Origin of the sequence: Streptomyces sp. NPDC050619 (genome assembly GCF_040654815.1) — a bacterium.
In the GTDB taxonomy this organism is placed as follows: Bacteria; Actinomycetota; Actinomycetes; order Streptomycetales; family Streptomycetaceae; genus Streptomyces.
On the sequence record NZ_JBFAIR010000025.1, the window covers coordinates 94,260 to 112,836 of the forward strand.

At 68.8% G+C, this 18,577-nt stretch carries 21 protein-coding genes; 2 read left to right on the forward strand and 19 right to left on the reverse strand.

What is annotated here, in order from left to right:
• Positions 1-34: 34 nt before the first annotated feature.
• Positions 35-973: a DMT family transporter gene (locus tag AB0I77_RS34290; protein WP_363286665.1), complete on the reverse strand. Its 939-nt coding sequence runs from the start codon at positions 971-973 to the stop codon at positions 35-37.
• Positions 974-1,131: 158 nt separating this feature from the next.
• Here AB0I77_RS34290 and AB0I77_RS34295 point away from each other — a divergent pair, with 158 nt between their 5' ends.
• The gene (locus AB0I77_RS34295) at positions 1,132-1,584 is read left to right on the forward strand and encodes an Lrp/AsnC family transcriptional regulator (protein ID WP_363286666.1); all 453 of its coding nucleotides are present in this window, start codon (positions 1,132-1,134) and stop codon (positions 1,582-1,584) included.
• Here the strand turns inward: AB0I77_RS34295 and AB0I77_RS34300 are convergent.
• From AB0I77_RS34300 to AB0I77_RS34385, 18 genes are all read right to left on the reverse strand, one after another.
• Positions 1,568-2,644 (reverse strand): histidinol-phosphate transaminase, encoded by a 1,077-nt coding sequence (locus AB0I77_RS34300; protein ID WP_363286667.1) that lies wholly within the window; start codon positions 2,642-2,644, stop codon positions 1,568-1,570. The genes AB0I77_RS34295 and AB0I77_RS34300 overlap by 17 nt on opposite strands.
• A gap of 38 nt (positions 2,645-2,682) precedes the next feature.
• On the reverse strand, positions 2,683-3,669 hold the full coding sequence (locus AB0I77_RS34305) for an ornithine cyclodeaminase family protein (protein WP_363286668.1): 987 nt from the start codon (positions 3,667-3,669) through the stop codon (positions 2,683-2,685).
• 17 nt (positions 3,670-3,686) lie between these two features.
• Positions 3,687-4,280 (reverse strand): prephenate dehydratase domain-containing protein, encoded by a 594-nt coding sequence (locus AB0I77_RS34310; RefSeq protein ID WP_363286669.1) that lies wholly within the window; start codon positions 4,278-4,280, stop codon positions 3,687-3,689.
• Between the two features lie 21 nt (positions 4,281-4,301).
• Positions 4,302-5,279 (reverse strand): branched-chain amino acid transaminase, encoded by a 978-nt coding sequence (locus AB0I77_RS34315; RefSeq protein ID WP_363286670.1) that lies wholly within the window; start codon positions 5,277-5,279, stop codon positions 4,302-4,304.
• Positions 5,276-6,700 (reverse strand): phenylacetate--CoA ligase family protein, encoded by a 1,425-nt coding sequence (locus AB0I77_RS34320; RefSeq protein ID WP_363286671.1) that lies wholly within the window; start codon positions 6,698-6,700, stop codon positions 5,276-5,278. Before AB0I77_RS34320 ends, AB0I77_RS34315 begins: the two co-directional genes overlap by 4 nt.
• Before the next feature lie 23 nt (positions 6,701-6,723).
• A complete protein-coding gene (locus tag AB0I77_RS34325; protein ID WP_363286672.1) occupies positions 6,724-7,140 on the reverse strand; it encodes a DUF2000 domain-containing protein in 417 nt (138 codons plus the stop codon).
• Between the two features lie 40 nt (positions 7,141-7,180).
• Positions 7,181-7,474, reverse strand: a complete 294-nt coding sequence (locus tag AB0I77_RS34330; RefSeq protein WP_363286673.1) for a Dabb family protein — start codon at positions 7,472-7,474, stop codon at positions 7,181-7,183.
• 3 nt (positions 7,475-7,477) lie between these two features.
• Entirely contained in the window at positions 7,478-8,203 is a 726-nt protein-coding gene (locus tag AB0I77_RS34335) for a hypothetical protein (protein WP_363286674.1), read from the reverse strand.
• A complete protein-coding gene (locus AB0I77_RS34340; RefSeq protein ID WP_363286675.1) occupies positions 8,200-9,051 on the reverse strand; it encodes an acyl-ACP desaturase in 852 nt (283 codons plus the stop codon). Before AB0I77_RS34340 ends, AB0I77_RS34335 begins: the two co-directional genes overlap by 4 nt.
• On the reverse strand, positions 9,048-9,974 hold the full coding sequence (locus AB0I77_RS34345) for a class I SAM-dependent methyltransferase (protein ID WP_363286676.1): 927 nt from the start codon (positions 9,972-9,974) through the stop codon (positions 9,048-9,050). The genes AB0I77_RS34340 and AB0I77_RS34345 overlap by 4 nt, the downstream gene beginning before the upstream one ends.
• A gap of 1 nt (position 9,975) precedes the next feature.
• Positions 9,976-10,266, reverse strand: coding sequence for an acyl carrier protein (locus tag AB0I77_RS34350; RefSeq protein WP_363286677.1), 291 nt, complete (start codon positions 10,264-10,266; stop codon positions 9,976-9,978).
• Entirely contained in the window at positions 10,263-10,775 is a 513-nt protein-coding gene (locus AB0I77_RS34355) for a PaaI family thioesterase (protein WP_363286678.1), read from the reverse strand. Before AB0I77_RS34355 ends, AB0I77_RS34350 begins: the two co-directional genes overlap by 4 nt.
• Positions 10,772-11,632 carry a ferritin-like domain-containing protein gene (locus tag AB0I77_RS34360; RefSeq protein ID WP_363286679.1) on the reverse strand — a complete coding sequence of 287 codons (861 nt, stop codon included), beginning with the start codon at positions 11,630-11,632 and terminating at the stop codon, positions 10,772-10,774. The genes AB0I77_RS34355 and AB0I77_RS34360 overlap by 4 nt, the downstream gene beginning before the upstream one ends.
• Positions 11,629-13,338 carry an AMP-binding protein gene (locus AB0I77_RS34365; protein ID WP_363286680.1) on the reverse strand — a complete coding sequence of 570 codons (1,710 nt, stop codon included), beginning with the start codon at positions 13,336-13,338 and terminating at the stop codon, positions 11,629-11,631. Before AB0I77_RS34365 ends, AB0I77_RS34360 begins: the two co-directional genes overlap by 4 nt.
• Positions 13,339-13,391: 53 nt before the next feature.
• Entirely contained in the window at positions 13,392-14,558 is a 1,167-nt protein-coding gene (locus AB0I77_RS34370; RefSeq protein ID WP_363286681.1) for a cytochrome P450, read from the reverse strand.
• 520 nt (positions 14,559-15,078) lie between these two features.
• Positions 15,079-15,420 (reverse strand): hypothetical protein, encoded by a 342-nt coding sequence (locus AB0I77_RS34375; protein ID WP_363286682.1) that lies wholly within the window; start codon positions 15,418-15,420, stop codon positions 15,079-15,081.
• 150 nt (positions 15,421-15,570) lie between these two features.
• Positions 15,571-16,533 carry an NADPH:quinone oxidoreductase family protein gene (locus AB0I77_RS34380; RefSeq protein ID WP_363286683.1) on the reverse strand — a complete coding sequence of 321 codons (963 nt, stop codon included), beginning with the start codon at positions 16,531-16,533 and terminating at the stop codon, positions 15,571-15,573.
• Positions 16,534-16,599: 66 nt separating this feature from the next.
• Positions 16,600-17,091, reverse strand: coding sequence for a helix-turn-helix transcriptional regulator (locus AB0I77_RS34385; RefSeq protein ID WP_363286684.1), 492 nt, complete (start codon positions 17,089-17,091; stop codon positions 16,600-16,602).
• A gap of 896 nt (positions 17,092-17,987) precedes the next feature.
• Between AB0I77_RS34385 and AB0I77_RS34390 the strand changes: the two genes are divergently transcribed.
• Positions 17,988-18,527, forward strand: coding sequence for a hypothetical protein (locus AB0I77_RS34390; RefSeq protein ID WP_363286686.1), 540 nt, complete (start codon positions 17,988-17,990; stop codon positions 18,525-18,527).
• Positions 18,528-18,577: the final 50 nt, after the last annotated feature.

Below are 18,577 nucleotides of genomic sequence, written 5' to 3' on the forward strand. Positions count from 1 at the left end.
CACGGTCTCGGCGGGGAAATGGCCCGCGGGCCGTTCAGGCGCTCTCGCCGACCGGGGCCCGCTCCACAACCGCGGGCTTCTCCACGTCCGTTCGGCGCTCGACCACTCCGAGCACCACACCGGCGATGATGATCGCGCCGCCCAGGACCTGCGGGAGTCGGATCGTCTCTCCGTTGATCACCACGGCGCCGAGCACTCCGAACACCGGCGCCAGGTTGAGGATGTTGACCGCGGCGCTCGACGTCATGCGGCGCAGGCCGTAGTTGTACAGAAGGAAGCCGCCGACGGAACATGCCACGGCCAGATAGGCGAGAAGCAGCCAGGCCGTCCCGCCCGGTGCCCGCCAGTCCCCGATCTCCAGACACGAGGCGAGCAGGAAGCCGGCGGCGCCCGCCACGGTCTGGTAGTAGGTGAGGTTCATCGAGTCCTGCCCGCGGCCCGCGTACTTGGCCAGCACGTTGTACCCGGCCCACACCAGTCCGCCGAGCAGCAGCAGGACATCGCCGAGCCAGCGCTCGCTGCCTCCGACCTCCGCTCCGCTGCGCACGACCAGGAAGGCGCCCACGGTGGCGAGCAGCACACCGCCGACCCGGAGCAGCGGCATCCTGGTCCGGAAGACCACGAACTCCAGGAGCATGGTCATCAGCGGGTAGGTGGCCACGATCAGGGAGGCGTCGGAGGCTGTCGCCAGCTCGACACCGACGTTCTCCAGCACGAAGTAGGCGGTGATGCCGAGCAGGCCGCTCAGGTAGATCATGCGCCGCTGCCGGGCATCCGGCCGCGCCCCTGGGTTGCGGCGCATGCGCACCATGACGGCGAGCAGGCCGGCGGCGATCGTGAAGCGGATGGCCCCGATGGTCAGCGGGCCGACGTCCGCCAGCACCTGCTTGGTCACCGCAAAGGAGCTGCTCCATACGAGCGCGGCTGCCACCACGGCGCATATGGCCCAGACCCTTCCCCTCCGCTCGTCCACGGTCGATCTCCCCTTTCGGCCGTACTCCCCGACTCCGCCCGGTCCGCGCCGTAGAGAAACGAATCATGGGCGGAACAATCGCGTGCATGCTAGCAATCACGCAGGGACAATGGCAGGTTGGCCGAATATAATTCGGCTGGGATGGAGAGTGATGGAACATGGACGAACTTGATTCGGCGCTGCTGCGGCTTCTCCAGCAAGACGGTCGGCGCACCAACCGGGACCTTGCACAGGAGTTGGGGATCGCACCCTCGACCTGCCTGGAGCGAGTGCGATCCCTGCGGGAGCGCGGGGTGTTGCTCGGATTCCACGCAGGGGTGGATCTCCCCTCGCTGGGCCGGGGACTGCAGGCGATCATCGCCGTGCGGGTGCGGCCGCCGACTCGCGCGGTCATCGAGCAGTTCCAGGCCTTCGTGGCGCGGATGCCCGAGGTGATCTCGGTCTTCGTGCTGACGGGCACCGACGACTTCCTCCTCCACGTGGCTGTTCGCGACACGGACCATCTGCACTCGGTGGTCCTGGACAAGCTGACCGAACGACAGGAACTCGCGGACGTACGCACTTCGGTGGTCTACGGGCACCTGCGTAAGACCGTCATCGACCCGATGTGAGGCCCTCCAGGGTTGTGATCAGCAGATCGTTCGCCTCCGGGCTGCCGACCGTGATCCGGAGCCCGGCGCCGGAGAAGGTGCGCACCAGCAGCCCGCGCTGCTCGAGTGCGGCAGCGACCCGGTCGGAGTCCTCGCCGAGCGGCATCCAGAGAAAGTTGGTCTCGCTGGGCGGGAGGCTCCAGCCCAGCCGGCCGAGGGCCTCCCGCAACCGCTCCCGCTCGGCGATGATCCGGTCCACCTGGTGCAGGAGTTCGTCCTCCGCGTTCAGCGCGGCCAGGGCGGCCTGCTCGGCGATCCGGTTCACCCCGCACGGCACGGCGCATTTGCGCATCGCCTCGGCGATCCGGGGGTGGGCCACGCCGTAGCCGACCCGCAGCCCGGCCAGCCCGTAGGCCTTCGAGAAGGTGCGCAGTACCACCAGGTTGGGCCGGTCACGGTGGAGTTCCACCCCGTCCGGAGCGTCCGGACCCTGGTAGAACTCGAAGTAGGCCTCGTCCAGCACCACCAGGATGTGGCTCGGCACCCGGTCCAGGAACTGCTTGAGCTGGGCGGCGCCGACGGCGGTGCCCGTGGGGTTGTTGGGCTCGCACAGCAGCACCATGGTGGTCTGCGGTGTGATGGCCGCGGTCATGGCCTCCAGGTCATGGGTCTCGTCGCTGAGCGGCACCTCGACCGGAAGGGCGCCGGCCATCCGCACGACGATCGGAAACGCCTCGAACGAGGGCCAGGCGTAGACGACTTCGTCGCCCGGCGAGAGCATGGCCTGCCCGATCTGCTGGTAGATGCCGACTGACCCCGGACCGGTGACCACGTGCGTGTGCGGGACGTCCAGCTTGCGGGCGAGGGCGTCCGTCAGCTGTTCCGGGAAGATGCCCGGGTAGAGGTTGGTGTGCGATGCCGCCGCGGAGATCGTCTCCAGGGCCGAAGGCAGCGGCGGACAGGGGTTCTCGTTGAGGAAGAGCCGGTACGACGTGCCCGCAGCGGGCGGTTGCGGCGACTTGGGCACGTAGGCCGGGATGCCGTCTAGCACGGTGCGCGGCGCTGGCGACTGAGCACTCACTGCGGTCGTTCTCCTCTGCTGTGTCCCGGGTGTGCCGGTCAGTCGAGCTCGAAGGTGCGGCCCAGCCCGCGGGCTGCGGCCTCCTCAGCGATGGCGAAGCCGGACATGATGTCCTGCACGCCGAGGCCGAGGGACTTGAAGACGGTGATCTCCGTGTCCTCGCGGCGTCCGGGACGGCTGCCGAGAAGCACTTCGCCCAGCTCGGCCCGGATGTGGTCGGGTCCCACCAGGCCGTCGGTGAGCGGCGCGCGCAGATCACCGGACTCGGCGAGAGCCGATTCCCGGCTGTCGACGAAGAAGGACGCGCCCGCCACGGCACGGGAGGACAGCTCGCGATGGTCGATGAAGGAGGCGCCGACGGCGTTGACGTGCACGCCGGGTGCGAGGTCCGAGGCCTGGACGACGGGCTCCTTGGCCGCCGTCGTGGTGCAGACCAGGTCGGCTCCGGCCAGTGCCTGCGCCGGGGTGCTCACGGTCTCCACCTTGATGCCGAGCTCCGTGGCCGCCCACGCCCGGTAGGCCTCGGCGTGCTCCTCGGTACGGCTCCACACCCGGACCCGGCGCAGCGGCCTGACCAGGTACATGGCCTCCAGGTGGCTGCGGGCCTGGACACCGGAGCCGAGCACGGCGAGATCCCCGGCATCCGGCCGCGCCAACGCTTCGGTGGCGACGGCGGACACGGCCGCGGTCCGTACGGCGGTCACCGCTCCCGCGTCCATCAGGGCCAGCGGAGCGCCGGTCTCCGGGTCGAAGACCATGACGACCCCGATGTGCAGCTCCAGACCGCGGGCCGGGTTCTCGGGCTTGAGGACCATGGCCTTCAGCCCGTACCCGGCCAGGTCGTCGCCGGCGACGAACCCGGGCATGGTGCCCAGCAGACCGGTGTCCTTCTCGGGCCGGAGGATGGTCCGCAGCGGCAGGTCCACCTGGCCGCTGCTGTACCGGCGCAGGGCCTCCGCCATCACCGGCCGGGCACGTTTCACCGGGTAGAGCTCACGCACCGTGGCACGGTCGATCAGGAGCATGGGTCACCTGTTTCCTTTCAGGAGTCCGTCCCGGCGAGGGTGAAGACCGACCACAGCATGCGGATCGGCCGGGTACGGGAGATGAATTCCAACGCGTGGGCCTTGGCCGCCGTCCGCGTGGTGAGCGCCAGATCGGTCTCCCGGCGGCCGGCCTGGCGGGCTGCCGCGCTGGTGGACGTCGCGTAGCAGATCTCCGCCACCGAGTACTCCCGCGGCAGGAGTTCCTCGACCAGCGGGACCGGCGCCGGGTGGGTGGCGATCCGGGCGACGGCGGGGATGCGGTGCCCCGGGGAGACGGCGATGCCGTAGTCCGGGGTGTCGAAGAGGAACGCTCCGGCGAACCGCAGCGACGGGTCCATGTAGAAGCTGTTCACCGAGGCGTACGCGTTGGCGATCACGACATGGCTGACGGCGCCCTCGCGCAGTGCCCTGCCGGCCTCCTCGTAGGTGTCGTAGAGCCCGACCCCCGGCGGGCCGCCCCGGCCGCGATCCGCCCAGAGATACAGCGCCGCCTGTTCACTGCTGGTGCCGGCGGGGCCGAGCGTGCCGATGGTCTCCATCGACGGCCCCGAGGTCAGGGCTATGTCTATCCATCCTGCTACCTGAACCATGTCTCCCCCTGAAGCCGACGGTCAGTCCGTGGCCGAGCCGACGGGCTGGAGCCAGTGCTGATATCGCTCGTCCTTGCCGCGGACGATCTCGTGATACGCGGTCATCAGGGCGGTGGTGAGGGGTCCGGGGACGCCGTCCCCGACCGGGCGGCCGCCGATCTCGGTCACCGGTACGATCTCCGCGCCCGTGCCGGTGAGGAACACCTCGTCGGCGTTGCCCAGGTCCTCGCGGCCGAGATCGTGGAAGGCGGTCTCGACGTCCAGCAGGCCGGCCGCGAGGGTTACCACCGTGTCCCTGGTGATGCCCTCGAGCAGATCGGCGGTGACCGGGGGCGTGACCAGCCGGCCGTGGACGACGGCGAACACGTTGGAGGTGCTGGCCTCCGCCACCTGGCCACGGCTGTTGAGCAGGATGGCATCGTCGTATCCGGCGGCGCGTGCCTCGTCCACGGCGAGCGCGTTGTTGACATAGCCGCCGGTGACCTTCGCGCGGACCGGTAACACACCGGAGTTCGGCCTGCGCCAGGAGCTGATCGCGACGCGGATGCCGCCGCGGTCGGTGTACGACCCCATCCGGAACGCGTTGATCGACACCGCGTCCGAGACTCCCGTGAGCTGCACACCGGGCGGCGTCCCGGGCAGCAGCGCGCGTTTGTACGCCAGCGGGCGGACGTACATGTCGGTGGTCGGGCCGATCCGACGCAGCAGCTCCGCCGTCACCTCGCACAACTGCTCCGCGTCCAGCCCGACGTCGATGCGCAGGGTCCGAGAACTCCTGAGGAAGCGCAGATAGTGGTCGTGGCCGCGGAAGACCGCCAGGCCGCCGTCCGCCTGGGCATAGGCGCGGATTCCCTCGAAGACGCCCGTGCCGTACTGGAGTGCCTGCGTGGTGACCGACACCTGGGCCCGCTCCAACGGAACGAACTGCCCGTCGTGGTAGGCCAGGGCGGCGACGGCGGGCGTCGCCGTGCCTGGTTCCGCCGCTACGGCGCTGGTCACTGGGCCCTCCCGCCTGCGACGGTGAGCGCGGCGACGCGCTCCGCGTCCGCAGCGGCCCGGCGCCGGTCCTCGACCCTGGCGGCCTTCCAACTGACCATGGCGCCGGTCGTGGTGACGCCGCCGAGCGGGCCGAACGCGAACCGGACCGGGACGCCGAGCCGCTCGCGCACGGCGTCGGCGATCGCCGCCCGGTCGACGCGCACGCCTTCGTCGTCGGGGGGCGTCTCGAAGTGGAGGGTCAGCTCGTCCTGACCGTCCACCTCGTCGATGACGATCTGGTAGTCGAGGTAGCCCCGGGGGTGGGTCAGCAGCAGTTCCTCGAGGTCGTAACCGCTGATCCGGCTGCCGCCGATGGACAGGGTGTCGCGGGTCCGGCCAAGGACCTCCAGGGTGGGCGCGGGCAAGGTGCGGTCCGCGGCGACGGGGCCCAGCCGGACCAGGTCCCCCGTGCGGTAGCGCACCAGGGGCTTGCTGCCCTGGTAGAGGGAGGTGACGACGAGTTCGCCCGTGCGCACCCCGTCGGGTCCCGGGTCGACCGCGCGTGCGGTGTCCGGGTCGATCACCTCGTACAGGTTGAGCAGTGGGGCTGTGTACAGAGCGCCGTCGGCGCCCGCCGCGCCCATCACGGAGGCTTCCTGTGAGGCGTACAGGGCGTTGTAGACCTTGGCGCCCCACACCTCGCCGATGTTCTCCAGGAGGCTGGGAGAGGCGAGTTCCCCCGTGCACATCAGAACGTCGAGGCCGAAGTCCCGCCGCGGGTGGAGACCGGCCGCGTACGCCTTCTTCGCCAGGGACAACGCCATCCCTGGCGTGCTGAACAGGCCGGTGGCCGGAAGGACGCGCAGGGTCTCCAGCGCGCGGTCGTACCCGACCATCGGCGAGTGGGGCCACATCTTGGCGACCGCGTGCCCCAGGTTGCGGCAGACGTCGCCGAAGGTGTCCCCGAATGCGTGTAACTCGGTCGGCCCCGAGACGCCGATCACCTGCTCCTCGCCGAACTGCCGGAAGATCGTGTCGTAGTACACCGTCAGCGCCGTGTTGTTGTGCAGCGAGTCGGTGTTGTTGCGCGGGCAGGGCGTGCTCCGGCCGGTGGTACCGGTGGTCTCGTAGAAGATCCACGCCTTGGACAGCGGCAGCGAGAGCACGCTCTCGAACTCGCGTCGCAGGTCGTCCTTGGTGGTGAACGGTACGGAGGCCAGGTGCTCGGGAGCCAGAGACGGGATGGCCTCGGGGTCCACGGAGGCCAGGTGCCTCGCGTAGAACGGTGACTTCTCCTTCACGTACGCCACCGTGCGGCGGAACTCCTGGAGTTGGTGGTCGGCGAGGGCCGCGTCGGTCCATCGACCCGCCGTGAACGACTGGTGCCGGTCGCGTATCTCGCGTGCGAGCTGGGCGAGTTCTTCGTTGAAGACAGTGAACATGGTCCCCTCGCGTGTCGGTTGCGTCAGCGGTATAACGGCAGGCTGCCGGTGAGCTTGTTCACCGCGCTCTTGCTGCCACAGACGGCGACTCCGATGTACGGCAGCTCGGCGGTGGCCAGCTCGGCCGTCCGGCGGGTGTACTCGTCGTAGCTCCGTGACGACTGGGCAACCGTGGTGAAGTCGACCACGAAGACGTCGGGCAGGCCGGCCGCTTTCAGCACGATGTCCCGCAGGTCCGTCGCCTCGCCCTTCAGCACGGGCAACGGAATCGCCGTGATGCCGATGTGCGCCTCGCCATCGGCGTCCTTGACCGAGTCACCGACGATTCCCTCCACGAAGCGTCCGACGGACATCGAGAGCGCCGCCACCGTGTTCATCGCCAGCCCGGCAGCGAGATCTCGTTCGATAACAAAGGCACACTTCTCGTACTGCGCACTCACCGCTGATCCTTGCCCTTTCCGTGTTCCCGTTGTTCTCTCGTCATACTTCGAGATCGGCGATGACCCAGTCGCTGATCTCTCGCCACAGCCGAATCGCTTCCTGGTGGAACGGGTGCACCAAATAGCGCTCCAGCGCCGCTGAGTCACCCAGCAGACCGATCACTGTGAAGTCGTAGGCAATGGGCCGCGTGGATATGTTGCGGCCGACGCTCCATTCATGGAGTTCGGGCACCTCGCTGCCCACCTTGGCAGCGACACGTTCCGCTTCCTGCGCCCTGGGATCGTCCCAGGAGACTCCCGGCTTGAACTTGAAAAGAACGATGTGCCGAATCACGTTTCATCCTCCCTGGACGGGTGCGTGGACGGGTATGAACGCGGCGACGACACGGTCCACCGAGACCACTTCATACAGCGGTGTCCGGTGACCCGCGGCGCACACGGCGGTCACCCGGCCTGCCTGACAGCTCCACCGGACCCGCAACTCGCCGAGGGCAGAGCCGTCGGCCCGAACCCATAGGCCGCCGTCGGGACCCCGGCCCAGTCGGTAGTGGCGCAGCGCCGGCGAGGGTCGGCGGTAGGCCTTGAGCGCTGCCTCCTTGCAGGCCGTCAGGACCGTGGCGACGAAGCCGGGCGGCAGCGGGTCCGGCAGCCGCCCCGGTCCCGTCCAGAGCGGCTCCCCCGGGCCGAGCAGCCGCGGTAGCAGTACGTCGTTACGCGCGTCGACCGGCTCGACGTCCACCCCGAGCGCGGGCGCGGGCCCGGCGCGGGTGACCGCGCAGACGGCGAGGTCACCCGAGTGGGAGAGAGAGACGGCCGCGCCGGAGGGGGAATCCAGCACCCGCGGCGCGCCGTCGGAGTCGGGCAGGATCTGGGCGCCGCGGTCCCCGGTAGCCCAGATCACCGCGGCCTTGGCGGTGAGCCGAGTGCGGACCCACTCGGCGCGCCGGGGCCCGGTCAGCCGCGCGGCGTGGGCGCGCTCGAGGCCCCCGAGCAGTGTCTCGGGGGCCTCCCGCCCGCTCCAGTCGCAGGTGACGACCAGGATCCGGGCACCGCCGGAGGTCACTTGATACGCCGAATGGCCTGCACGAAGGAGCCCAGGTCCGCGACACTCGGCTCGCCCGGGGTGTCCACGAAGCCCTGTACCAGCCGGACCACCGCGTCGTACGCCTCGGTGTGGTCGTAGGACTGGGCATCCGCGACCTTGAGCGACCAGCGCCAGTAGCCCTTCATGGTGTCAGCGAGCGGCATCCGGAAGGTGGCGATGACCTCCTTGAGGCCAGGAACGGACGAGGCGCCGTCCCTGGTGACGTAGGCGCCCACCAGGTTGCTGTAGAAGGCGAAGTGCCGCGCCTCGTCGCGGGCGAGCCGACCGAGCAGGTTTTTCAGGAACGGCTCGCTGACCGTCTCGCGGAAGCGCTGATAGAACAGCTGGGTCGCCTTCTCCTGGATCAGGGTGTAGGTGAAGGACTGCACCGGGTGCTCGTAGGGCAGCGCGAACTTCTTGCGGCCCTCCTCGGCAAGGGCGGCTAGCAGCCCCTCCCGAGTCGCCATGCCGGTCTCGACCTGGTAGCGGGCGAGGGCCGAGGCGTGCCGTTCCTCGTCGCCCGCCCAGGCGACCAAGAACCGGAAGTACTCCCGGTTGAACCCGAAGCGCTCCAGCTCCTGTTCGGCCTCGGCCACCGGAAACGCTTCCAGGAAGTGCGACAGATAGCCGGGAATGTGGTCCTCGACGTAGGTGATGAACTGCACGGCGGACCGGTCGGCTTCGGTGAGCCGTTCCGGGCGCAGGGAGTCCCAGTCCAGTTCGGCGAGCGTCCAGGACCGTTCACCCGCACGGGTCACCGCCTGGTCGACGAGCTCGTGCATCTCCAAAGCGGGCAGGAGGTCGTCCAACACGGTCGTCTCGGTCATGTCGCCACCTTCGGGCCGAGCCGGGACTTGGTGGCCGTCAGCGCATAGTGCTTGGAGGTGTAGCCCCAGCCGGCGTTGGCGACGCGCAGATAGCGGACGAGGTGCTCCGCCATGCCGGGCGCGACGGCCTCGATCCGGTCGCGGTTGGCCTCGGCCCGGCGCTGCCACTCCTCGATGGTGCGGTGGTAGTGCGCGGTGAGGTCGTCCAGCTGCTCCAGGCTGAAGCCGGCCGACTCCGCCGACTCGATGAGGTGGGAAAAGGGAACCATGTCGGCGAAGCCGAAGATCGTCTCGGTGACGTGCCGGGTGCCGGGCCGCAGCGCGAACTTCCGGTACGCCTCGGTGCTGCGGAAGCAGCTCTCGGAGAGGTAGAGCCGGCCCTGGCGGCGCAGCGAGTCGTACACCTTGCGCAGCACGGCCACCCGGTCGGGCATGTGGATGATCGAACCGAGCATCGTCGCCGCGTCGTAGCGTCCTTCGATGTCCAGGTCCGTGTAGGAGCCGACGCGAATGTCGACCCTGGCAGACACCTTCAGCCGGTCCGCTTGCTCCCGGATGTACTCGGCCTGCGGGCCGGAGGGAGTGACCCCGACGACTTCGCACTCGTACTCCTGGGCCATGAACAGGGTGAGGCTGCCCCAGCCGCAGCCGATGTCGAGCAGACACTCGCCGCCCTTCAGGCCCAGGCGCTCGGCGACGAAGTGGAGCTTGGCAGTCTGCGCCTCCTCCAGGGTGGCGCCCGGGGTGCGGTAGAGCGCCGAGCTGTATTTGACACGTTCGTCGAGGAACGCCCGGAACAGTTCCGGGGGCAGCTCATAGTGCTCGTTGGTCGCCAGTTCGGCGTCCTTCGGCAGGAGGGAGAGATCGTCGTCCCGTCCCGCGTGGAGCACCGGGCCGACCTCCGTATGCGCATCGGTGGTCATCTCATGCCTCCGTGCGTACCTGAGCGAGGACGAGGTCGGTGAGTTCGCGGGGGGTGCGCACGGCGAAGATGTCCTCGTCCTCGAACTCCACGTCGTAGACGCGCTCGATCTGCGCGACGACGCGCAGCAGGCGTACCGAGTCCGCGCCGGGCAGTTCCTTCAGGACGGTGGTCTCGGAGATCTCGGCGACGTTGATGCCGAGTTCTTTGGCGGTCTGGGCGCGGACCTCGTCGAGGACCGTGGCGTCCTGGAGAGAGACGGTCTGGGGGTGGTTCTGCTGCGGCATGGTCATCCAATCGCGTGATCGAAGTAGTGTGCGAGGCGTTCACGGTCTGCGCCGACCAGCCCCATGTGGCCCTCGGCCTGCTCCGAACTGATCGGCTGGTAGGCCGAGTTCGCCATCACGTGCGGGGTGCCGTCGGCATCGAGGACATCGGCCTCCGCGTGCACCACACCGCCGCTCTCCCGGACGATGCGGGCGACGGCCCGATAGGGGGTACCCGTCTGCAGCGGTTGCAGGAACTTGGTGCGCAGGGTGACCGAGAAGGCCAGCAGACCGCGGTCGAGGGCGATCAGGTCGCCCATCAGCTCGTCCACGAGGACGCTGACGATGCCGCCGTGGACGACCCCGGGGTAGGAGGCATACGCGTCGGAGAAGGTGATGTCGGTGCCGAGCCGGCCGTCGCCGAGGCGGTACATCTTCAGGGCCAGGCCGATCTTGTTACGGGGCGAGCAGCCGAAGCACTCAAACCGCGGCTCGTCGAGCCAGGGCAGCACGACGGGAGCGTTCTCCTCGTTCATCGGGCCCCGTCTCCGGCGGACGGCAGGTCGGCGAGGATGCGCCGGATGTCGCGGAGTTTCTCCACCGGTCGGCCGGTGAGTTCGGCGAGCGTGTCGAAGAGCTGCTTGTGGATCCGAGCCCATTCCGTGCCGTCGTCCACCTCGCCGAAGTAGCGGAAGACCTCATCGATGGTGACGTGGCCGTCGAGTTCGGGGAGGTTGCCTTTGAACTTACTGACCGGGTGGTTGTAGCGGCCCTCGGGGTCGGCCATGTAGACGTAGAAGGTCTCCAGGACCGAGGCCAGCTCCTCTGGGTGAGTGACCAGCCGACGGGCGGTGTAGTGGATGAACTCCCGTGCGTGGCGTGCCTCGTCGCCGCTCGCGCGCTTCATGATCTTGGCGATGACCGGCTCCTCCGCGACCCGGCTCACGCACTTGTACATGTGGTTGGTGGCGATCTCGGAGATTATGTTGGTGGCCAGTGTCGCCGACGGGGTGATGCCGGGCGGGTACGGCGCCCGCATCGCGTTGATCTGCTCGTAGGCGACGTCGCTGCCGGCCAGCCGCAGCCACTTCTTGAACGCCAGGTGGTGCTGGAGCTCCTGGTATCCCCACAGGCACACGAAAGCCGAGAAGTCGTAGTCGTCGACGAACTCGTTGAAGAAGCCGTGCTGGGCGGCTATCGAGTTGGACTCACCCATGACGGCGCCCATCGCGAAGGCGATGTACTCCGGCCGCACAAGGTCGGGGCGGAAGTCGTCCCACGGGATGTCTTTCATCTCCCACGAGGCGTTCTGGTACGTGGGGAAGACGTCGTAGCTGTGCAGCGGCTCCGCTTCCGGGTTCCGTGCGCTCTCGAGCTTGTAAGGGGTGGTCACGTGGTTTCCTCCGGTTCGATTCGGCTGGCGGGCCGGGTGCCGACTGCCCCCACGTCGGCCGACGCCGACAGCTGTTCGCGGGTGCGGGTGCGCTGCCATTTGCCGCTGGTGGTGCGAGGAATTGAGCGTGGTTTGACCAGGTGCACAAGGACGTCGGTGAAGTCCATCTCCTGGACGATCCGGGTGGCGATCTGCGGGCCCAGGTCGGCGCCGGCCTTCTTCGGGTCGGCCTCGGCCACGACGCGAACCACCTCACGACCATCGTCGGTGACGTCGGAGAAGGCCACACAGCGCTTGCGGTAGACCCCCGGTACCTCGCGGGCCACGGCCTCGATGTCGTCGGGGTAGTAGTTCTGGCCGCGGATGATGACCATGTCCTTGATGCGGCCGGTCACGAAGAGATCGCCACTGTCCTGGAACCCGACGTCGCCGGTGCGGAACCAGCGTCCGTCGAAGGCGGCCGCTGTGGCCTCGGGCGCGTTGTAGTAGCCGGTGGTCACGGCCTGGCCGGTGATCTGTACCTCACCCAGCTCGCCGGGCGCGCACACCCGGCCGTCCGCGGCGACCAGACGCATCTCGATGCCGTGCACGGGGCGGCCGACCGCTACCACGTCCTTGGCACCCCGGTCACCGCGGGCCACCGGGACCGCCCGACCGGAGGCGGCTATTTCGGCCCGGTCGATGGAGAGGATTCGTACCGGGCTGCCGGGTTCGGGGAAGGTGATGCCCAAGGTGGCCTCGGCCATGCCGTACACCGGATACATGACGGTGTCCCGCAGTCCGGCGGGGGCCAGGTGGGCGCTGAATCGCTCGACGGTCTCGGCGCTGACCGGCTCGGCACCGTTGAACGCCAGCCGCCAGGCGGAGAGGTCCAGCTCTTTGACGAACTCCAAGGGGGCGGCGGCCACGAACTGCTCGTAGGAGAAGTTGGGTCCGGTGATGACCGTGCCGCGGTGCTCAGCGAAGTACTTGAGGATCTGCGCCGGGCGGCGCAGGAACGCGGTCGGGGTGAACACGTGCACGTCAGCACCGTTGAGCAGGTGCGAGAAGAGTCCGACCAGGCCCATGTCGTGGAAGGTGGGCACCCACTGCATGAAGACGTCGTCGGGGCTGAAGTGCCCGGAGACCACACAAGCCCGCAGCCCGGCTGCCATCGCGCTCTGGGTGAGCTGCACGCCCTTGGGCGCGCTGGTGGAGCCGGAGGTGAACTGCACCACGGACAGGGCATCCGGGTCGACGCCGGGCAGTTGGTGGGTACCGCCGGGAGCGGACACGTCGGGGTCGATGAGGACAAGCCCGGGGATCTGCTCGGTGAGCAGGGCACCCAGGTTCCCGAAGGCCTCGCCGAGGACCAGGTGACGGATGCCGGCGACGCCCAGGATGCCGGCCAACCGGCGGGCGATGCCTTGCTCGTCGCCGAAGCCGGCCGGCAGCGGCAGCACGCTGCACGCGGCACCGGCTCGCTGCACACCGAAGAACAGGCTGAGGAATCGTGCGTCGGTAGGAACGAGCAGGCCGACGATGGCCCCGGGGCCAACGCCGTGCTCTCGCAGGCCCAGGGCGCAGTGCAAGGAGGTCTCGGCGAGCTCGGCCGCGGTGATCCGCTCCTCGCTGCCGGGAAAGACGGCGACAGCTTCGGGTGAGTTGCGAGTGTGCTGGAGGAAGGTCTCGGTGAGGGTGTCGCCGGACAACAGGGAGCCGCGCAAGGGGTTGGTTCCTTTCGTGGGGGGCTGTGTCCGTGGCCGGAGGGCCGGGCAGGTCAGGAGACTAGGTCGACCCGCAGCTCGCTCAGTCCCCGGAAGTTGACATGCGGACGCCAGACAACGTCCTCTGTGGTGAGGGAGACACTCTTGTAGCGCCGCAGCAGTTCACGGAATACGAGGCGGCCTTCGAGTTTCCCGAGGAGCGCGCCGATGCAGTAGTGCGGACCGCCGCCGAAGGCAAGCGGCTTGATGTCGGTGCGCGACACGTCCAGGGAATCAGGGTCGTCGTACCGGCGCGGATCGCGGTTGGCGGCGCCGAGCAGGATCATCAGCTTCGACCCGGAGGGGATGGTCTTCTGGCCGACGGTGACGTCCGCCGTGGTGATACGGGCGACGAGCTGGACGGGGGCGTCGTAGCGGACGAACTCGTCGACGCCTTCCTCGATGAGATCGGGGTTGTTCCGCAGGGTCTGGAGCTGCTCGGGGTGGCGCAGCAGGGCCAGCATGCCGTTGCCGATGAGGTTGACGGTCGTCTCGTGACCGGCGTTGAAGAGCAGCAGCACATTGCCGATGATCTCGTCGTCGGTGAGCCGTTCGCCGTCCACCTCGGCGAGCATCAGCCGGGTCAGGATGTCGTCCTGGGGGTCGGTGCGCCGTTTGGCGAGGTGTTCGGCGATGTAGGAGCGGAACTCCAGCACCGACTGGTTCATAGCCTTCTCGGTGACCTCGTCCAGGGCCGGGTCGACGACGTGTCCGATCGCCTCGGTCCACTTGCGGCACTGATCCCGGTCCTCGACGGGCAGTCCGACGAGACCGCAGATCACCGTGACCGGCAGCGGCAGCGCGAGGGAGTCGATGAGGTCAATGCCCTCGCCCGCGCCCATCTGGTCCAGGACCTTCGTCAGAATCCCGGAGATCTGCGGGCGCATCTTCTGGATGGAGCCCGCGCTGAACACCGGGTTGACCAAGGTGCGGATGCGCCGGTGGGCCCGGCCGTCCAGCATGAGCATCCAGCGCCGGGTGTCGCTCACCACGGGGCTCTCCCAGCCGCCACGGTGCTCCGCCCATTTGGCGTCCCGGTGGAACTCGCTGGTGAGCCGCGGGTCCCGGAGGAGGGCTGCGGCTTCGTCATATCCGGAGACGACCCAGAATCCGAAGGGGGTCTGGTGGACCGGTTCAGCCTCGCGAAGCCGTGCGTAGAACGGATAAGGGTCGCTGCGCATTCTCGGATCGCGGGGGTTGTAAAGAATATCCGGCTTCACTGCGTCCATGGTCGGAAAGCGTGTCAGGGGGCTTGTGCAGCATCAATAGGACACAGGTCCCACTCCAGGGGCCGGACATGATGCGCGGGAAATGGCCGATATGGATCTTGGAGTCGTCCTCGTGGAACGTGCGGTCGGGGAAATGGTGCAGGAGATTTTCGATCTTCCGGTGCCCTCTGGTTCAGGCGGCGAGCTGGGCACCGGTCGCCGTCCCCGCGCCAGACTGGTGATCAGGAAGGCGCGTTCGGTGGTGAGTTCGCCAGCGGTGCAGTCCTTTCTCCACCGGATGGCGTGGAGGGCCTGGCGGGCGTCGGGGTAATCGAGGCGGGCGAAGGCGGCGGTTTTCAGCCGCCGGATCTCCGGGCGGTGGTGGGCTCGGGCCCGGTCGTGGTGGTCGGGCGTGATCTCGCGCCGGGGCGGCGGGGCAAGGTGCCGTGAGCGTGCTGGGTGTGCGGGGCGTCGGCGGTGACGCCCGTGCCGGTCAGGTCGATGGTGTCCAGCAGGGCTCGACACCGGGGATCTCGTTGCCTGTGTCGGCGACCTGGCGCTGGGCGAGGACGTGACCGGTGTGGTCCATTACGGCGAGCAGCGTGTGGTGCGTGGTCGTGGTGGTGCGCGAGCCACGCAGGGCCTGCCGTCGACGGCGATCGCCCGCAGCCCCGCCGGGGGTGGCGGTGCGGGCGGCGAGGAACGCTCCGGTCGCCCGGTACAGGGCGTCGCCGTCGAGTTGGACGAGAAGACGGCGTGCGGGAGTGTCAGGGTGTGGGACGTGCACCGCGCCGGTCAGCGGGTCGAGGGCAAGCCGAGAGCTGGGCAGGCCCATGCCGGGGCATCCGTGATCCACCCGGTGATCGCCAGGACGCCCCCGCAGCAGCGGCCACCAGCGCGGGCAGCGCAAAGCGACAACGGACTCGCCGAGCGTTCATGCGACTTCGACACTCACATGATCACCGAGACCATGTCCGCACTGCGTTCAGGGGCGGAGGACCAGCTTGCCCTTATTGCGGCGGTCGAGGAGAGCTTCGTGGGCGTCGCGGGCCCGGCCGAGGTCGTACTCCGCGCCGACAAGCGGCCGCAGCCGGCCCCGTGCCGTGAGCTCGAGGAGTTCCGTGAGTGCCTTGCCGCCGGCGCCGTGCCCGGCGAGGAGCGGGACGAGCCAGAAGCCGGCCACACTGACGCTCCGCAGCGCGAGCCGGCCCGGGTCGACCGGAGCGGCCGGCCGTCGTGCCGAGGCGCCGTACGTCACCAGCCGGCCCAGAGGGGCGAGGGCGTCGAGGGCGGCGTCGAGGACGGGGCCGCCGACGGCATCCAGGACAACGTCGACGGGACGTCCCCGGTTGGCGTCGAGAACGCGCTCCCGGTAACCCTCGGCGGCGCCGTCGACCGCGACGTCCGCGCCGAGCCCGAGGGCGAAGGCGCGCCGGTCGTCGCAGGACGCCGTCGCGATGACCCGGCCGGCTCCGTACTCCCGGGCCAGCTGGACGGCGAGGCTGCCCGTGCCGCCCGCCGCGGAGTGCACCACGACGCTCTCACCGGGCCGGATCCGCGCGATGGACCTCAGCAGGTGCCAGGCGGTCAAGCCCTGGACGAGGACAGCGAGGGCGGCGCCGGCATCCACCTCGTCGGGCAGCGCCACGAGGTCGCGATCGGCAACGACCGCCCGGGCCGCGTATCCGCCCTGCGGAAGGTAGCCCAGGACCCGGCGCCCGTCCGCGGTCCGGCCGGCCACCTCCATTCCCGGGATCCGCGGCAGCGGGCCCTCGGGAGCGTAGGGGCCTTCGGTGTGCTCGCCCGCGATCTGTTTGATGTCACCGAAGTTGACGCCGGCCGCCTCCACCTGGACCAGAGTCTCGCCCGGTCCCGGCACCGGGTCCGGCACATCGGCCTCCAGCAGGACTTCGGGGCCTCCGAACCGCTCGTATCGCAGGGCACGCATTCCGCTCTCCCGCCATGAACACGCCCCACCCGGGGGCTTCTTGCCTCGGCCGGTGCTGGTGCCGTCTCAGCCGGCGGGCCGCGGGCTGTCGCTGCCGGAGCCGGGCTGCTTGGGCTCCAGCCCTTCCATCTCTCGGAGCTGGTCGAGGAGGACCTTCGCGAACTCCAGCCCCTTCGGGGAGAGACCCACCGCGCGCATGGCCACGCCGGTGACTCCGGCGCGCTCCAAGGACCGCAGGTCCTCCTCGGTCAGACCAGCGTCGCGCCAGGCCGCCAGTTCTTCCAGCCGCTTTTCGGTCGGGCTCGCTGATTCGTCGTCGAGAAGATAGGCAACCGGTACACCAAAGAACTTTGCCAGAGCTTCAACATGCTGGACCCGCGGATTACCTCGTTCCCCTTTCCGGAGGTAGGCGATGTACTGTTTCGAAATGTCACCGCCCTGGGCCCGGATGGCGCGGGCCACCTCTTCGTTGCTGAAGGGGCCACGACCGCGCGGATGCACGGTGTCGAACAGATGGTTCAACCGCCGAGCCAGCAATCCAGGTGGGTCTGTCCTCATTTATCCCCACTCCTTGGTCCCTGAGCTGCCGATCGGGTGGAAGCTCAGAGGGGTGCCATCATGCAGGTTGACGAGACCATGGCTGCGACAAAGCATCCACAAGGGGTTACGCAGGATCTTGAACGTTCCCTGTGTCAGGTTACTGCATACCATCCAGTCTTCTGAGTCGGGAATTCTTGCCAGATATGCGGCAAGATGTCAGAGGATCTCGCCCAAGCCGTCGTCCCCACACAGGACTTGGGCACGGTGTTCCCTGCGGCGTTCCAGACGCGGACGCCCTTCTCCCGGCTCGGCGAGCCATCGCGCCACGGGGTCCGGCCAGGGCGACCGCGTGGGCGTGAAGTGCAGGTGAAAGCGGGTACGGGCGAGCAACCGCGGCTCGACGGCCGGGTCTTGCGGGTGACGTGGTTGTCCAGCACCAGGCGCATCGCAAATCCCGTGCCTGCGGCGTGGGTTGGCGCCGCGCCCACCGCTCCGGCTCAGGCAGACCGCAGCCGACACTGAGCCTCTGTCATCCTGTGCTGGAGGGTGAAACAAGCCGTACCATCGCAGAAGCACAAGATGCACGGCATGACCGCCCAGGCACCCCCTGCTACGGCCACCGTGAACTGCCCGACCTCTGCCAACAAGTGCCACCGCGCCGACGCCCACTTGTGCGCATCCGACGAACACGCCTTCGCACAGTTCGAGGCTCACTCGGCAAACTAGTGGTTCAATGCACGTATCGGAACTCGTCGTTGCGCTCAGCGGCTTGGAGAAAGTTATCACGGGAAGAACGGAGCTCGGAGAACAGTATCCGGTCATCCGCTGGCCGAGAAACGGATCTTCCGTCCTGGGGGTGCCTGACACATCATGGGCAGCCGCGACACCCACGGCAGCGAGGAGAACGGCAAGCGATGAAACGCCGGCAAATCCGCAGGAGATGCGGCGACCTGGTACAGAGTCTCGACCTGCCCGTCTCCTTCTCCCTGGAGTACCTCTGCGAGCAGATCGCCGAGCGCCGGCGGCGCCCGATCCAGCTGGCCCCGCTGGCATTCCCTGCCAGCGGCCCCGCCGGGCTCCTGGTCTCCACCGCCACCACGGACTACGTCTTCTATGAGGCTTGTACCACAGTGGTCCACCAGACTCACGTGATCATGCATGAACTGGGCCACCTCCTGTGGGACCACGGCCCGGCGGGACCCGGCGCGGCGGACGAGATGTCCGCGGGCAGCGCCCTGCTGCCCGCGGACATCGACCCCGCGCTCATCGAGCACATGCTGGGGCGCACCCAGTACAGCCGACCCGAGGAGTATGCGGCGGAGTACTTCGCCACCCGGCTGCTGCGGCTGGCTAGCGGCCCGCTCTCGCCGCCGGCCGAGGTGCCGCCCGGTATGAGCGAGCTGGTGGACCGGCTGGAGCGCTCATTGCGGCACGGCGGCGGTCACCGCAGATGACCGCACGGCCGAGCCCATCCGGCGGGCCGTCCGGTCCATCCGGTGAGCCC

Bases quoted from the DNA above. Each gene is read 5' to 3' on its own strand.
- AB0I77_RS34350 (WP_363286677.1), bottom strand. From the start codon at position 10,266: ATGACCATGCCGCAGCAGAACCACCCCCAGACCGTCTCTCTCCAGGAC.
- AB0I77_RS34305 (WP_363286668.1), bottom strand. From the start codon at position 3,669: ATGCTCCTGATCGACCGTGCCACGGTGCGTGAGCTCTACCCGGTGAAA.
- AB0I77_RS34310 (WP_363286669.1), bottom strand. From the start codon at position 4,280: ATGGTTCAGGTAGCAGGATGGATAGACATAGCCCTGACCTCGGGGCCG.
- AB0I77_RS34370 (WP_363286681.1), bottom strand. From the start codon at position 14,558: ATGCGCAGCGACCCTTATCCGTTCTACGCACGGCTTCGCGAGGCTGAA.
- AB0I77_RS34320 (WP_363286671.1), bottom strand. From the start codon at position 6,700: ATGTTCACTGTCTTCAACGAAGAACTCGCCCAGCTCGCACGCGAGATA.
- AB0I77_RS34295 (WP_363286666.1), top strand. From the start codon at position 1,132: ATGGACGAACTTGATTCGGCGCTGCTGCGGCTTCTCCAGCAAGACGGT.
- AB0I77_RS34355 (WP_363286678.1), bottom strand. From the start codon at position 10,775: ATGAACGAGGAGAACGCTCCCGTCGTGCTGCCCTGGCTCGACGAGCCG.
- AB0I77_RS34380 (WP_363286683.1), bottom strand. From the start codon at position 16,533: ATGCGTGCCCTGCGATACGAGCGGTTCGGAGGCCCCGAAGTCCTGCTG.
- AB0I77_RS34385 (WP_363286684.1), bottom strand. From the start codon at position 17,091: ATGAGGACAGACCCACCTGGATTGCTGGCTCGGCGGTTGAACCATCTG.
- AB0I77_RS34340 (WP_363286675.1), bottom strand. From the start codon at position 9,051: ATGACCGAGACGACCGTGTTGGACGACCTCCTGCCCGCTTTGGAGATG.
- AB0I77_RS34375 (WP_363286682.1), bottom strand. From the start codon at position 15,420: ATGGGCCTGCCCAGCTCTCGGCTTGCCCTCGACCCGCTGACCGGCGCG.
- AB0I77_RS34345 (WP_363286676.1), bottom strand. From the start codon at position 9,974: ATGACCACCGATGCGCATACGGAGGTCGGCCCGGTGCTCCACGCGGGA.
- AB0I77_RS34390 (WP_363286686.1), top strand. From the start codon at position 17,988: ATGAAACGCCGGCAAATCCGCAGGAGATGCGGCGACCTGGTACAGAGT.